This is a genomic window from Mesorhizobium sp. WSM4806 (genome assembly GCF_055811635.1).
In genome coordinates this window covers 94,608-107,334 of sequence record NZ_JBVVQZ010000010.1, presented here as the reverse complement: position 1 = coordinate 107,334, position 12,727 = coordinate 94,608, and the positions used below count along the sequence as shown (strand labels likewise).

Annotated in this window: 13 protein-coding genes; 8 read left to right on the top strand and 5 right to left on the bottom strand. The window is 63.2% G+C overall.

From position 1 onward, the window contains the following. The coding region (gene ybaL / locus AC0L2M_RS16950; protein ID WP_473535419.1) for a YbaL family putative K(+) efflux transporter at positions 1–1,867 on the bottom strand (1,867 nt) is incomplete at its 3' end. 198 nt (positions 1,868–2,065) lie between these two features. Continuing rightward, positions 2,066–2,515, bottom strand: a complete 450-nt coding sequence (locus tag AC0L2M_RS16945) for a baeRF12 domain-containing protein (protein WP_473535418.1) — start codon at positions 2,513–2,515, stop codon at positions 2,066–2,068. A 437-nt stretch (positions 2,516–2,952) separates the two neighbouring features. Between AC0L2M_RS16945 and cysG the strand changes: the two genes are divergently transcribed. From cysG to AC0L2M_RS16915, 6 genes are all read left to right on the top strand, one after another. Continuing rightward, a complete protein-coding gene (cysG, locus tag AC0L2M_RS16940) occupies positions 2,953–4,404 on the top strand; it encodes a siroheme synthase CysG (RefSeq protein WP_473535417.1) in 1,452 nt (483 codons plus the stop codon). Continuing rightward, positions 4,401–4,706, top strand: coding sequence for a DUF2849 domain-containing protein (locus AC0L2M_RS16935; RefSeq protein ID WP_473535416.1), 306 nt, complete (start codon positions 4,401–4,403; stop codon positions 4,704–4,706). The genes cysG and AC0L2M_RS16935 overlap by 4 nt, the downstream gene beginning before the upstream one ends. Positions 4,707–4,752: 46 nt before the next feature. Continuing rightward, positions 4,753–6,423: a nitrite/sulfite reductase gene (locus AC0L2M_RS16930; protein WP_473535415.1), complete on the top strand. Its 1,671-nt coding sequence runs from the start codon at positions 4,753–4,755 to the stop codon at positions 6,421–6,423. Next, positions 6,398–7,162 (top strand): phosphoadenylyl-sulfate reductase, encoded by a 765-nt coding sequence (locus AC0L2M_RS16925; protein WP_473535414.1) that lies wholly within the window; start codon positions 6,398–6,400, stop codon positions 7,160–7,162. Before AC0L2M_RS16930 ends, AC0L2M_RS16925 begins: the two co-directional genes overlap by 26 nt. A gap of 166 nt (positions 7,163–7,328) precedes the next feature. After that, a complete protein-coding gene (locus AC0L2M_RS16920; RefSeq protein WP_473535413.1) occupies positions 7,329–7,865 on the top strand; it encodes a DUF934 domain-containing protein in 537 nt (178 codons plus the stop codon). A 135-nt stretch (positions 7,866–8,000) separates the two neighbouring features. After that, positions 8,001–8,621, top strand: coding sequence for a DJ-1/PfpI family protein (locus AC0L2M_RS16915; RefSeq protein WP_473535412.1), 621 nt, complete (start codon positions 8,001–8,003; stop codon positions 8,619–8,621). A 76-nt stretch (positions 8,622–8,697) separates the two neighbouring features. On the opposite strand, the gene AC0L2M_RS16910 is transcribed toward AC0L2M_RS16915, so the two are convergent. Together AC0L2M_RS16910 and AC0L2M_RS16905 are read right to left on the bottom strand one after the other, a co-directional pair. After that, positions 8,698–9,720, bottom strand: a complete 1,023-nt coding sequence (locus tag AC0L2M_RS16910; RefSeq protein WP_128171074.1) for a fatty acid desaturase — start codon at positions 9,718–9,720, stop codon at positions 8,698–8,700. Between the two features lie 134 nt (positions 9,721–9,854). Beyond that, positions 9,855–10,088 carry a hypothetical protein gene (locus tag AC0L2M_RS16905; protein ID WP_287230102.1) on the bottom strand — a complete coding sequence of 78 codons (234 nt, stop codon included), beginning with the start codon at positions 10,086–10,088 and terminating at the stop codon, positions 9,855–9,857. A gap of 237 nt (positions 10,089–10,325) precedes the next feature. Here AC0L2M_RS16905 and grpE point away from each other — a divergent pair, with 237 nt between their 5' ends. Together grpE and AC0L2M_RS16895 are read left to right on the top strand one after the other, a co-directional pair. Further along, on the top strand, positions 10,326–10,961 hold the full coding sequence (gene grpE / locus AC0L2M_RS16900) for a nucleotide exchange factor GrpE (protein ID WP_091595557.1): 636 nt from the start codon (positions 10,326–10,328) through the stop codon (positions 10,959–10,961). Between the two features lie 119 nt (positions 10,962–11,080). Beyond that, the gene (locus AC0L2M_RS16895) at positions 11,081–11,713 is read left to right on the top strand and encodes a trimeric intracellular cation channel family protein (RefSeq protein WP_023797432.1); all 633 of its coding nucleotides are present in this window, start codon (positions 11,081–11,083) and stop codon (positions 11,711–11,713) included. A 93-nt stretch (positions 11,714–11,806) separates the two neighbouring features. Here the strand turns inward: AC0L2M_RS16895 and olsB are convergent, their stop codons facing one another. Next, positions 11,807–12,694 carry a l-ornithine N(alpha)-acyltransferase gene (gene olsB, locus AC0L2M_RS16890; RefSeq protein ID WP_473535411.1) on the bottom strand — a complete coding sequence of 296 codons (888 nt, stop codon included), beginning with the start codon at positions 12,692–12,694 and terminating at the stop codon, positions 11,807–11,809. Positions 12,695–12,727 lie beyond the last annotated feature (33 nt).

The window sequence follows — 12,727 nt, the reverse complement described above, 5'->3', positions numbered from 1 at the left end:
AGGGTAAGGGTAAGGGTAAGGGTAAGGGTAAGGGTAAGGGTAAGGGTAAGGGTAAGGGTAAGGGTAAGGGTAAGGGTGAGGGTGAGGGTGAGGGGCGGCGTAGGCTTAGGCTGCTGAAGGCTTTCGGTGCTGCCAAAACCTCTTCCACGATCCCGCGCGCGATCTCGCGCTCACCCATGATGACCGTGTCGGCTCCGAGCCCCTTGAGATGCTCGACCTCCGCATCGGAGTGGGCGCGGGCGATGACGTTGATCTTCGGGTTGGCGGCGCGGGCGCGCAGCACGATCTGTCCCGCCTCGAAGGCGTTGGGGATGGCGAGGATCAGCCGCTTCGCGCCCTTGGGATTGGCTGCGGCGAACACCTCGCTATTCGCCGCATTGCCGGATACGGTTTCGATGCCGTCGTCCTTGAGCTTCGCCAGCGTCTTGTCGGCATCCTCGATGACGAGGAAGGGCAGGGCGGCCTCCTTCAATGACGCGCCGACAAGGCTGCCGACACGGCCATAGCCGACCAGGATGGAGTGGCCGGTAAGCGCTGTGCTGGGCGGCGGGCCGTCCTCTTTCACCGGTGCCGCAACCGAAGCCAACTGGCTTGGCTCCGTCGCGGGGCCGATCGGCTTTGCCTCATCGAGCGGCGCCGTCTTGCCGGCGCGCCTCTCCAGCCATGGTTTCATCCAGTCGACGGCAAGGAACATCAGCGGGTTGAGGACGATCGACAGGATAGCACCGGCGAGGATGAGGTCGCGTCCTTGTTCGGGCAGCAGCTTCAGCCCGACGCCGAGCTCGGCCAGAATGAAGGAGAATTCGCCGATCTGGGCCAAGCTTGCCGAAATCATCAACGCGGTCGCGATCGGATAACGGAAGGCGACGACGATGACGAAGGCCGCCAGCGATTTGCCGATGACGATGATGGCCAGTGCCGCCAGGATAGGCCAGCCATTGCTGATCAGGCTGAACGGGTCGAACAGCATGCCGACCGAAACGAAGAACAGCACGGAGAACGCGTCGCGCAGCGGCAGCGATTCCTCGGCCGCCCGATGGCTGAGTTCGGATTCGCTCATGATCATGCCGGCAAAGAATGCGCCCAGCGCCAGCGAGACGCCGAATAGCTTGGCCGCGCCGAAGGCGACCCCGAGCGCGATGGCCAGCACCGCCAGCCGAAACAATTCACGCGACCCGGTATGGGCGACGTAGTGCAGGATCCAGGGGATGACCCGGCGGCCGACCACCAGCATAACCACGACAAAGGCCGCGACCTTGGCCAACGTCATGCCGACGATGCCCCAGACGCCGAAGCTCGCCGGCAGCGACCTGCTGTGGCTCTCCACTTGCTGCTGGCCACCCAGCACGCCGGCCAACGCCGGCAGCAATACCAGCGCCAGCACCATGGCCAGATCCTCGACAATCAGCCAGCCGACGGCGATGCGGCCGCGCTCGGTCTCGATCAGCCGCCGCTCCTGCAAGGCACGCAGCAGCACAACGGTCGAGGCGACGGAAAGCGCCAGCCCGAACACCAGCCCCCCGCCCATCGACCAGCCGAGCATCCAGGCAAGGCCGGCGCCGAGAGCCGTCGCGAAGCCGATCTGCACGATGGCGCCGGGCACGGCGATGGCGCGGACCGACAACAAGTCCTTCAGCGAGAAATGCAGGCCGACGCCGAACATCAACAGGATCACGCCGATTTCGGCCAGTTCATTGGCGAGGCCGGTATCGGCGACGAAGCCCGGCGTGTTCGGCCCGACCAGGACGCCGGCGACGAGGTAACCGACCAGCGGCGGGATGCGGAAGCGATTGGCAATTGCGCCGAAGACGAAAGCCAGCCCCAAACCGGCGACGATGGTGGCGATAAGCGGCGTGTCATGCGGCATTGTCTATGGAGCGCCTTTCAAAATTACGATGTCGGATATGCACCGCCCGAAGCAGCCGCCTTGCAATATGGCGGCCCGGATGGCCGCGCGGCAACCCGCAAATGCCATGGACCGACGACAAGGGTGGCAGAAGGCGGGTCGCCTCGGGCTGGCAATGGTCGCTGCTAAAAAGAGATGGCCTGCGCGCCTGATGCCCGATCAGGCGGCCTGCAGCAGGTTTTCGATGTCGACGATGGTGTGGTTGGTCAGCGTCTTGGGAATTTCCGCTGTGATTTTCTCGGCAACTTCCTTGTGCAGTTTTCGACGCATGTCACCCAGTACCTGCGGCGGTGCGATCAGCACCATCTCCTTGAAGGCGCCGCGATGCGCGAGCTTGCACAGCCGCTCGGCAACTTCGTCGGCGAAACGCTCCTTGCCGAGGCGATGCCAGTCAGTGTCCTCGACTGCGCTGCGGTGGACGGATGGGCCGTCGCTGTAGCGACCCGGGCGGTCCGAACCTTGCTCTCGCGTTGCCGGATTTTCCTGTTCCATCTCCTGCACGACCTGAAGGTCGGGATATTGGGTGTCGCCGCGGTTCTCGAGGAACAGTGCCTTCTCGCCGTCGGCGACCACGACCCACAGTCCGCGTTTCAGCTTGAGGTTGTTCACCGGAGCGCTCCTTTTTCTGTTTTTCATGGTTTTCCAGGCCCCGTCTCTGGAGCCATTGCCGCAGCTGGACAGCCAGGCTCGGATTCGCACAGGCAAACGCGCGCCGAGGCAGGAATGTTCCGATGACGACAAGCACGGCGAGCAAGCCAACCAACGGGGATGACGGTGCTCAGCGCATGTCGGCTTTAATCTACTAGATTGGTAGAATTTAGAAAAAAGTGTTTTGTAATATATCTCGCTTGTCGCTAGAACGGCCGCAGATCAAGGCTCGCAACAGCGGCTTGGATCCGCTCCACTGGTGGGTGTGGAATTTTTTTCTCCTGCCTCTGGTGCTTGCGGAAAAGCGATTGCTTCGCACGAAGCGATGCGCGAGTGCGTTCCTTCTGTTTTTTCGCGCCCGCGCGTAAAACCGACAGCGTATTCAGGATTCCGCTCGTATGCCGCAGGCCGCCGCCAAGCTCAACGCCTTTCCCGTCTTTATGCGGCTCGCTGGCGAAGCTGTGGCCATCGTCGGCGGCGGCGAGGAGGCTCTGGCCAAGGCGCGGCTGATCGGCCAGTCGAGCGCCGTCTTGCGCATCATAGCCGATGCCCCCGAGCATGATTTGCTGGCCTTCATCGCCGCGAATGGCGCCGTCCACATCGCTGCCGCCTATGAGGCCGCGCATCTCGAAAGCGCGGTGATGGTGTTTGCTGCCAGCGGCAACGAGGCGCTTGACCGCCGCGTTGCCGAGGATGCGCGCCGGCTGGGCATTCCGGTCAATGCCGTCGACCGGCCGGAGCTGTGCGATTTCTTCACCCCGGCGCTGGTCAACCGCGCGCCGGTCGCCATTGCCATCGGCACGGAAGGGGCCGGACCGGTGCTTGCCCAGATGCTGCGCAGCCGCATCGACCGCATGCTGTCGCCGTCGCTCGGGCCGCTTGCTTCGCTTGCTGCCTCGTTGCGCGGCACTGTTGAGAGATTGCTGCCGAAAGGCAATGCCCGCCGCCGCTTCTGGAGCGAGTTTTTCGGCGGCGCGCCGGCCCGCGCCATGGAGGCTGGCCAGCTTTCGCAGGCGCACGGTGCCGCCGTCGACCTGTTGCTTTCGAACGCGCCGGCATCGGGTCACATTGCCCTGGTTGGCGCGGGTCCCGGCGCCGAAGACCTGCTGACGCTGCGCGCCCACCGGCTGCTGATGGAAGCCGATGTCATCGTCCATGATGCGCTGGTGCCGGAGGCGATCGTCGCCATGGGCCGTCGCGACGCCGAGCGTCTGCCGGTAGGCAAACGCAAGGGCTGCCACACCAAGAGCCAGGCCGAGATCAATGCGCTGCTGATCGAGCTCGGCCGCGACGGCAAGCGCGTCGTGCGGCTGAAATCCGGCGATCCGCTGGTGTTCGGCCGGGCGGGCGAGGAAATGGCAGCGCTGCGCGATGCCGGCATCGCCTATGAGGTGGTTCCGGGCGTCACCGCGGCCTTCGCCGCCGCCGCCGATTTCGAGCTGCCGCTGACGCTGCGCGGCGTGTCGTCGTCGATGGTGTTCACCACCGGCCACGACCTCAAGGGAAATTCGCTGCCCGACTGGGCCAAGCTCGCCATTTCCGGCGCCACGGTCGCCGTCTATATGGGCCGCTCGGTCGCGGCCGAGGTTGCCGGCCGGCTGATCGAGGCCGGCCTGTCGCCGGATACGGCGGTCGCCGTGGTCGAGAATGCCAGCCTTGCCAACCGCCGCCGTTTCCACGGCACGCTCGCCGACCTGCCGTCGCTGGAGATTCGCGCCGACCTTACCGGTCCGGTCATGACCATCATCGGCGATGCGGTCGCCGGCGCCAATTTTGAACGTTCCGAGCCGCTGGCGGCACACAGGCATGAAGGCGCGGCCCAAACAGCCGCCGAAGGAGCTGATCGATGAAAGTTCTGACAGCAAACCGCCTCGCCGACGGCGAGGCCGTCTGGTACGCCAATGGCGGCTGGGCCGAGGCCATCGACAATGCCGATATCGCCTATGACAAGGCGGCTGAAGACCGGCTGGAGGCGATCGGCGCCACGGCCTCTGCCAACAATGAAGTGGTCGACGTCAATCTGATCGACGTGACCGTCGCCAATGGTGTCGTCGAGCCGGTCCGGCTGCGCGAAAAGATCCGCGCCGCCGGCCCGACCAACCGCAACGACCTGGGCAAGCAGGCCCGCCCGGTAGCCGCCCGGGCGGCGTAAACGACACATTGAAGACAACGGGCGGACGCGCCCGGAAAGACCAGACATGTACCGTTACGATGAGTTCGATCACGATTTCGTCCAGGCCCGCGTCGCCGAGTTCAGCGATCAGGTCGCGCGGCGGCTTGCCGGCGAGATCACCGAGGATCAGTTCCGGCCGCTGCGGCTGATGAATGGCGTCTACCTGCAGTTGCACGCCTACATGCTGCGCATCGCGGTGCCTTACGGCACGCTGAACAGCAAGCAGTTGCGCATGCTTGGCCACATCGCCCGCAAATACGACAAGGGCTACGGCCATTTCACGACGCGCCAGAACATCCAGTTCAACTGGCCGGCGCTGTCGGACATTCCGGCGATCCTGGCCGATCTGGCGAGCGTCGAGATGCACGCCATCCAGACCAGCGGCAACTGCATCCGCAACGTCACCGCCGACCATTTTGCCGGTGCCGCCGCCGACGAGGTGGCCGATCCGCGTCCTTATGCGGAAATCCTGCGCCAATGGTCGTCGGTGCATCCGGAATTCTCGTTCCTGCCGAGAAAATTCAAGATCGCGGTGACCGGCGCGGAGCGCGACCGCGCCGCCATCCAGACGCATGACATCGGCCTGCATTTGAAGAAGAACGCTGCCGGCGAACTCGGTTTCGCCGTCTATGTCGGCGGCGGCCAGGGCCGTACGCCGATGATCGCCAAGAAGATCCGCGACTTCCTGCCCGAGGCCGACCTTCTGTCCTATTGCACGGCGATCCTGCGCGTTTACAACCTCTACGGCCGCCGCGACAACAAATACAAGGCGCGCATCAAGATCCTCGTCCACGAGACCGGCGTCGAGGAGATCACCCGCCAGGTCGAGGCCGAATGGCAGGAGCTGAAGGATGCGGATCTAAAACTGCCGGAAGCCGACATCCGCGCCATCGATGCCTATTTCGCGCCGCCGGCGCTGGTCGATCGGCCGGAAGGCGACGAGGCCGTCAAGCTCGCCCGCCTCGATTCGAAGAGCTTTTCGGAGTGGCTCGACCAGAACGTGGTGACCCACCGTCACCCCGATTATGCCGCCGTGACCATCTCGCTCAAGGCCATTGGCGAAGCGCCGGGCGACGCCTCCGACAGCCAGATGGAAGCGGTCGCCGACCTTGCCGAAAAATATGCTTTCGACGAGCTGCGCGTCAGCCATGAGCAGAACCTGATCCTGCCGCATGTCGCGCGGGCCGACCTCAAGGCGGTCTATGACGCGCTGGTCGACATCGGACTGGCGACCGCCAATTCCAACCTGATATCAGACATCATCTCGTGCCCGGGCCTCGACTATTGCGCGCTGGCCACGGCGCGCTCGATTCCGGTGGCGCAGGAAATCTCGCGTCGTTTCGCTTCGCTCGAGCGTCAGCGCGAGATCGGCGAATTGAAGCTGAAGATTTCCGGCTGCATCAATGCCTGCGGCCATCACCATGTCGGCCATATCGGCATCCTCGGCGTCGAGAAGAAGGGCGCCGAACTCTACCAGGTCACGCTCGGCGGCTCGGCCGACGAGAACACCTCGGTCGGCGAGATCATCGGCCGCGGCTTCAGCTCGGCAGAGATCACCGACGCCATCGAGCAGATCGTCGAGACCTATCTCGGCCTCCGGCTCGACAGAAACGAAAAATTCATCGACGCCTACCGCCGTGTCGGTCCCGCGCCGTTCAAGGAGGCGCTCTATGCTGGCGAAGCCAAGGCCGCTTGATCGTATCGTCGACGTCGAGGCCGGCATCGCCGCCGAAGCGGCGGGGCTCGATGCGCTCTATGGTCATCTGAAGCCGCTGGAGATCATCGAGCGGTCGGCCCGGGAATTCTTTCAAGGTGAAATCGCCGCAGTTTCGTCGTTCGGGGCGGATTCTGCAGTGCTTCTGCACATGATCGCCAAGATCGACCGGACGCTGCCGGTCATCTTCCTCGACACCGGCAAGCACTTCGAGGAGACGCTTGGCTATCGCGACGCGCTGGTTGCCGATTTCGGGCTGACCGATATAAGGGTGATCATGCCCGAAGAAGCGGCGCTCGAACGGATCGATCCGGCCGGTAATCTGAACGAAACCGACACCGACGCCTGCTGCGAGGTCCGCAAGGTCGAGCCGCTGGCGCGCGGCGTCGAGCCGTTCCGCGCTTGGTTCACCGGCCGCAAGCGTTTTCAGGCGACGACGCGGGCATCTCTGCCGGTGTTCGAGGCGGTCGGATCGCGCATTCGCATCAATCCGCTGGCGCATTGGACGACATCAGACCAGGCTAACTATATGCGCGCGCATGCGCTGCGTGAGAATCCGCTGGTCGCCTATGGCTATCTCTCGATAGGCTGCTTCCCGTGCACGCAGCCGGTGCAGCCGGGCGAGGATGCACGCAGCGGCCGCTGGGTGGGGCACGCCAAGACAGAGTGCGGCATCCATTTGTCGGGGCTGGAGAAGTCGCTGACCGACGCATCGCTTTAGGGTATGTCGATATTCAGGTGAGGCTGGCCTGCGAATGGCGGCACGTACCCAAAGTACGCTCCGCTCCGGTTCTCGGAAGCCACCATTCTCGGCTCGGCCTGTCCTGAATCTCAACACACCCTCGAGCGTTTTCAACTTTAGAATTTGGGGACTTGGGGATTTCTCGATGAGTGAATCGATAGTGAAAAACACCACCCGCCTCTGGACCCCGACAGGTTTTAGCGAGGACGAGTGGAGCCATGCCGAGAGCGCCGACGCACTGTCCGGCAATGGCCGCTTCATCCTGCCGCTGCAGGTGTTTCTCGACCTCGATCCGGCGGTGCGCCGGTCGGCGAAGGAGCGCCTCGGCGTGCTGCTTCAGCCCGGCGATCAGCTCGAAAAGATCGCGGACCTGCTCGACCAGATATCGCTGGTGGCGCTGGCCTTCCCGGCTTTCAGTGACGGCCGCTCCTTCTCCAAGGGCGAACTGCTGCGCAGCCGCTACCGTTTCGAGGGCGCGGTCCGCGCCACCGGACAGGTTCTGGTCGACCAGCTTCCGCATATGCTGCGCCTCGGCTTCGACGAGTTCGAAGTATCAAATCCAGTGTTGCTGAAACGGCTCGAGGAAGGCCGCACCGGCGGTCTGCCGCTGTCCTACCAGCCGACCGTGAAGCCGGAGGCCAAAGGCCCCAAATATTCCTGGCGGCGGGTGCGCACCGGTTGATCTCCCCACCGAGCAAGTCGCATCTGGTCGGACCACTTTGCCGATTCAATCTTTTATTTTCGGCATCCGCCCCTTAAGATACGGCCTATTATTTCGTGATCCGAAATAAATTCGCCACCAAGGGAGGAACCGGGAATGGCTGGTAAGAAGATATTGATGCTCGTTGGCGAGTTCAGCGAGGAATACGAGATTTTCGTCTTTGAACAGGCCTTGCATGCGGTCGGCCACACCGTGCATGTCGTGTGTCCCGACAAGAAGGCAGGCGATATCCTGAAGACGTCGCTGCACGACTTCGAGGGTCACCAGACCTATACGGAAAAGCTCGGCCACGACTACATCCTCAACAAGACGTTTTCCGAGGTCAATCCGGCTGAATACGATGCCGTCTATGCGGCAGGCGGGCGCGGGCCGGAATATATCCGCATCGACAAGCGCGTGCAGGCGCTGGTGCGGCATTTCCACGAGACCGGCAAGCCGATCTTCACCATTTGCCACGGCGCCCAGATCCTGATGGCGGTCGACGGCGTGCTGCGTGGCAGGGAAGTCGCGGCGCTGCAGTATTGCGAGCCGGAAGTCACGCTCGCTGGCGGCACCTACATCGATGTCGCGCCGACCGGCGCCCATGTCGACGGCAATCTGGTGTCGGCCAAGGGCTGGCCGGGGCTGGCCGCCTTCATGCGCGAATGCCTGAAAGTGCTTGGCACCGAGATCCGCCACGGCGAGATCCTGATGCGCGACGAACGCCAGGCGGCTTGAGCCACACATTATAAAAGCCGCCGCACCTGTGGTGCGGCGGCTTTACAGCGCCGCGCGTTCGTTTTTGGGATGTGCTTTATGCAGTCATCCGCGCTTCGCGAAACGATACCAGCTTGCTGCGGCTCTCATCCCACAGCGCCAGCTTGACGCAGCGCAGGCTGTCGAGAAGCGTGACGCGGCCGATTTCGCGCAGTTCCGGATAGTCCCTCAGGACCTCCTGGAGCCGATAGCACGGCACCTTGGCGGAGAGGTGGTGCACGTGATGGACGCCGATATTGCCGGTGAACCAGTTCAGTACCGGCGGCAGGTCATAATAGGACGAGCCGTGCAGGGCCGCATGCTGGAACTCCCATTCGGAGTCCTTTGCCCACTCTGTCTCTTCGAACTGGTGCTGGACATAGAACAGCCAGATGCCGGCAGAACCGGCGAGAACGACGATGGGCAAATGGACGACCAGGAACGCTTCGAGACCGACGAACCAGACAAGGGCGGCGGCGGCGACCGCGATGGCCGCGTTGGTGGCCATCGACGACACCCAGGGCGTGAGGCCGCCTCGCATCATGCCGACTGGCAGTCTCTGTTCAAAGATGAAAAGCCAAATGGGGCCGAGGCCGAACATGACGAGCGGATGGCGGTAGAGGCGATAGGCAAGGCGGCCCCGCCAGGACATTTGCCGATATTCCGCGACAGTCAGCGTCCTGATGTCGCCCGTGCCGCGCTCATCGAGATTGCCGGCGCTGGCGTGATGGGTTGCGTGGGCACGCCGCCAGCAATCGTAAGGCGTCAAGGTCAGGATGCCCAGCCCGCGGCCGATCCAGTCGTCGGCGGTGCGATTGGCGAAGAACGAGCCGTGGCCGCAATCGTGCTGGATCATGAAGATCCGCACCAGAAAGCCGGCGGCCGGAAGGATGAGGATCAGACCCCACCAATGGCCATAGGCATAGGCAGCCGAGGACAGTGCCCACAGCGTGGCAAAGGGGATGAGGGTGATGGCAAGTTCGACGGCGCTGCGCCGCCTGTCAGGTTTCTTGTAGCGCGCCAGGATCTTCAACCAGGCACGCTTGCTGTTCGCTACAGCTTCGGGGGAAATCATGTTCATCAGGAAGCATAGACGGACCATTTCGTCGCCGCAAGCCAGGCATCACGCAAAGTTACTGCGGGTAATTGTCGCGCGACGCGCAAGCTGCGGCAAAAGGCATGCCAATGGCGCGCAGCGACAGGCGTGTGTGTTGTCTATCGCCGGTTGCCAGCGGCGGCTACGCTGCTTTCGATGCCGTCCAGGCGGTCAAGCAATTCCCTGAAACGATCGGGAATGTCGTTCTCCGTCCGGAACGCCGGCAACGCGCGCAGAAAGTGCATCGTTGCCTCGGTGCCGAACTGGCGCCTGATGCCGGCCGCCAGCCTTTCACGTCTTTCGTCATCGTTGGGGGCGCCATTCTTACGGTCGCCGTCGTTGCGGGTCGCCATCTCAAAATCCTGTGTCGGTTTCGAAACTCTTCCAGCAGACGAATGGTTCCCCTATCGCAGCATCTTGGCAAGCAAAGCCGGTGGTTACAGTAAAATTTGAATTAATATCGAAAGGTCTCCATGATGCGTCGTCAAAAGCGCGAGCGGCCTGTCCAGTATCGCTTGCCCCTTGATTTTTGGCCGCCAAACCTCGATATCGCACAAAATCCACATCATTTGAAATGACGGGAAACGGCGATGAGCGACCAGGCAAAAGACGAACGCGCGCCCGATGAAGCCGAGACGGCCGGGGCTGCCACCGAACACACGCAAGGCAGCGCCGACGGCGACTATGAAGCGCTTGTGCGGCTGCTGAAGGAAAACGACGAGTTGAAGGACCGCGCGCTCCGCGTCGCAGCCGAGATGGAGAATCTGCGCCGCCGTACCGCCCGTGACGTGCACGATGCACGCGCCTATGCGGTTGCCAATTTCGCCCGTGACATGCTGTCGGTATCGGACAATCTGCGCCGCGCACTGGATGCGATCCCGGCTGAGTCCAAGGCGTCAGGTGATGCCGGTTTGAAGTCACTGATCGAGGGCGTCGAGCTCACCGAGCGCGCCATGCTATCGGCGCTCGAGCGGCACGGAGTGAAGAAGCTCGAGCCGGAAGGCGAGAAATTCGACCCGAATTTCCATCAGGCGATGTTCGAGGTGCCCAATCCGGAGGTGCCGGCCAACACGGTGGTCCAGGTCGTGCAGCCAGGCTATTCGATCGGTGAGCGGGTGTTGCGGCCGGCCATGGTCGGCGTTGCCAAGGGCGGTCCCAAGCATGTGGCAAGCGAAGCGCCGGTCGAGCCAGGGCCGGTGAATGAGCAAGCTGAGAAGGATGCGTAAGTTAAGGGAATAGGGCAGTAGGAGCAGTAGGGGCAGTAGGGTAAAGGAGCCGTACCAATCGTACGGCTTCGTGCTATTCATACATCCCTATTCACCCGCTCTCCTACTCCGCTATGCCCTTGAACCCGATCGAGCTTCTCGACTATGCCGGTGTCGCCGTCTTCGCGGCGACCGGTGCGCTGGCCGCTTCGCGCAAGCAGCTCGACATCATCGGCTTTCTGTTCCTGGCCAGCGTCACCGGCATCGGCGGTGGCACGTTTCGTGACGTCATCCTCAATCTGCCGGTCTTCTGGGTTACCAACTCTGGCTATGTGCTGATCTGCGCGGTGGTGGCGATGCTTGTCTTTTTCGGGGCGCACCGTCTCGAATCCCGCTGGAAATTACTGCTCTGGCTCGACGCCGTCGGCCTCGCCGCGTTTTCGGTGATGGGTGCCGCCAAGGGCCTGGCCATCACCGGCTCGCCGGTCGTGTCCGTTGTTACCGGCGTGCTCACCGCCACGTTCGGCGGGATCTTGCGCGACCTGCTGGCCGGTGAGGCTTCGGTGCTCTTGAGACCAGAAATCTATGTCACCGCCGCCCTTGCGGGCGCCATCCTGTTTACAACAGGCGATCTCGCCGGACTGCCGCCGCTCGCCTCGGGCCTGGTGGGCTTCATAGCCGCTTTCTGCGTGCGTGGCGGCGCGCTTAAGTTCGGCTGGGCCTTTCCGTCCTACAAGAGCCGGCCCGGCCGGCGGCCGGAAGATATTCCGTGAAATGAGGGCGAGTAGCGAATAGGGACAACGATCCGCAGCGAATTGGCGGAACTCCCGCTACTCGCTACTCCCTATTCGCTACTCATTGGAATCTCAGGCGGCGAAGCGCTGGGCTTCCCCGCCATAATAGCTGACGTAGCGGGCGCCGATCTCCTTGACCGGCATCACCACGAACACGTCGACCGTCGAGAATTCGCGGTCGATGACGCAGCCGTCGCCGATGCGCGCGCCGACGCGCAGATAGCCCTTGACCAGCGGTGGCATCGCCGCGATCGCGGCCTTGGCGTTGAGCGCCTCGATCGGCATCAAATCCATGGAACAGTAGCGGCCGGCGACGGCGCGCACGTCCCAGGCCGAATTCGTCCGGCAGTGATGGGCGAGATAGGTCAGCGCTTCGGCGTGTGCCGCCGGCACGGTGCCGGGGAACGAGGCGCAACCGGTCATCACGCCGATCCCATAGTGGTTGATATAGGCCCAGATACCTTGCCAGAGCGCCTCGATGGTGCGCTTCGAGCGGTATTCCGGCAAGACGCAGGAGCGGCCGAGCTCGAGGAAACGCTGGCCGGGATGGCGGGCGATAAGATTGGTCAGCTCAAACTCGCCCTCGGAATAGAAGCCGCCGGCCGCTGCCGCGATCTCCTGCCGCAACAGGCGGTAGGTGCCGACAATGCGGCGATGCTCGGGACCGGACAGCGAGGTGTCGAAGACCAGCAGATGATCACAGAGCGGATCAAAATGGTCGGCGTCGCGGCGGTCCTGCACCTGAAACAGGGTTTTCTTGGCGCCGAGCTCGTCATAGAACACCCGGTAGCGCACTTCCTGCGCGGCGGCGATCTCGGCCTCGTTGCGTGCGAGCCGCACTTCGAGGTTGCCGATACGGCCAAGCGCTTCGCCTTTTATGACAGCATCGACGTTGCGCCCGGTGAGCAAAGCACCCCTGGCGTTCGGCCGAGCGTCACATTCCGGCATAACTGTATGCACGAGTGATTCTCCTTCGAGCCATCCCTCTTGGCA

Excerpts from the sequence above, each read along its gene's own strand:
- AC0L2M_RS16930 (WP_473535415.1), top strand. The coding sequence starts at position 4,753 with ATGTACCGTTACGATGAGTTCGATCACGATTTCGTCCAGGCCCGCGTC.
- AC0L2M_RS16905 (WP_287230102.1), bottom strand. The coding sequence starts at position 10,088 with ATGGCGACCCGCAACGACGGCGACCGTAAGAATGGCGCCCCCAACGAT.
- cysG (WP_473535417.1), top strand. The coding sequence starts at position 2,953 with ATGCCGCAGGCCGCCGCCAAGCTCAACGCCTTTCCCGTCTTTATGCGG.
- AC0L2M_RS16935 (WP_473535416.1), top strand. The coding sequence starts at position 4,401 with ATGAAAGTTCTGACAGCAAACCGCCTCGCCGACGGCGAGGCCGTCTGG.
- AC0L2M_RS16920 (WP_473535413.1), top strand. The coding sequence starts at position 7,329 with ATGAGTGAATCGATAGTGAAAAACACCACCCGCCTCTGGACCCCGACA.
- grpE (WP_091595557.1), top strand. The coding sequence starts at position 10,326 with ATGAGCGACCAGGCAAAAGACGAACGCGCGCCCGATGAAGCCGAGACG.
- AC0L2M_RS16925 (WP_473535414.1), top strand. The coding sequence starts at position 6,398 with ATGCTGGCGAAGCCAAGGCCGCTTGATCGTATCGTCGACGTCGAGGCC.
- AC0L2M_RS16915 (WP_473535412.1), top strand. The coding sequence starts at position 8,001 with ATGGCTGGTAAGAAGATATTGATGCTCGTTGGCGAGTTCAGCGAGGAA.
- AC0L2M_RS16910 (WP_128171074.1), bottom strand. The coding sequence starts at position 9,720 with ATGAACATGATTTCCCCCGAAGCTGTAGCGAACAGCAAGCGTGCCTGG.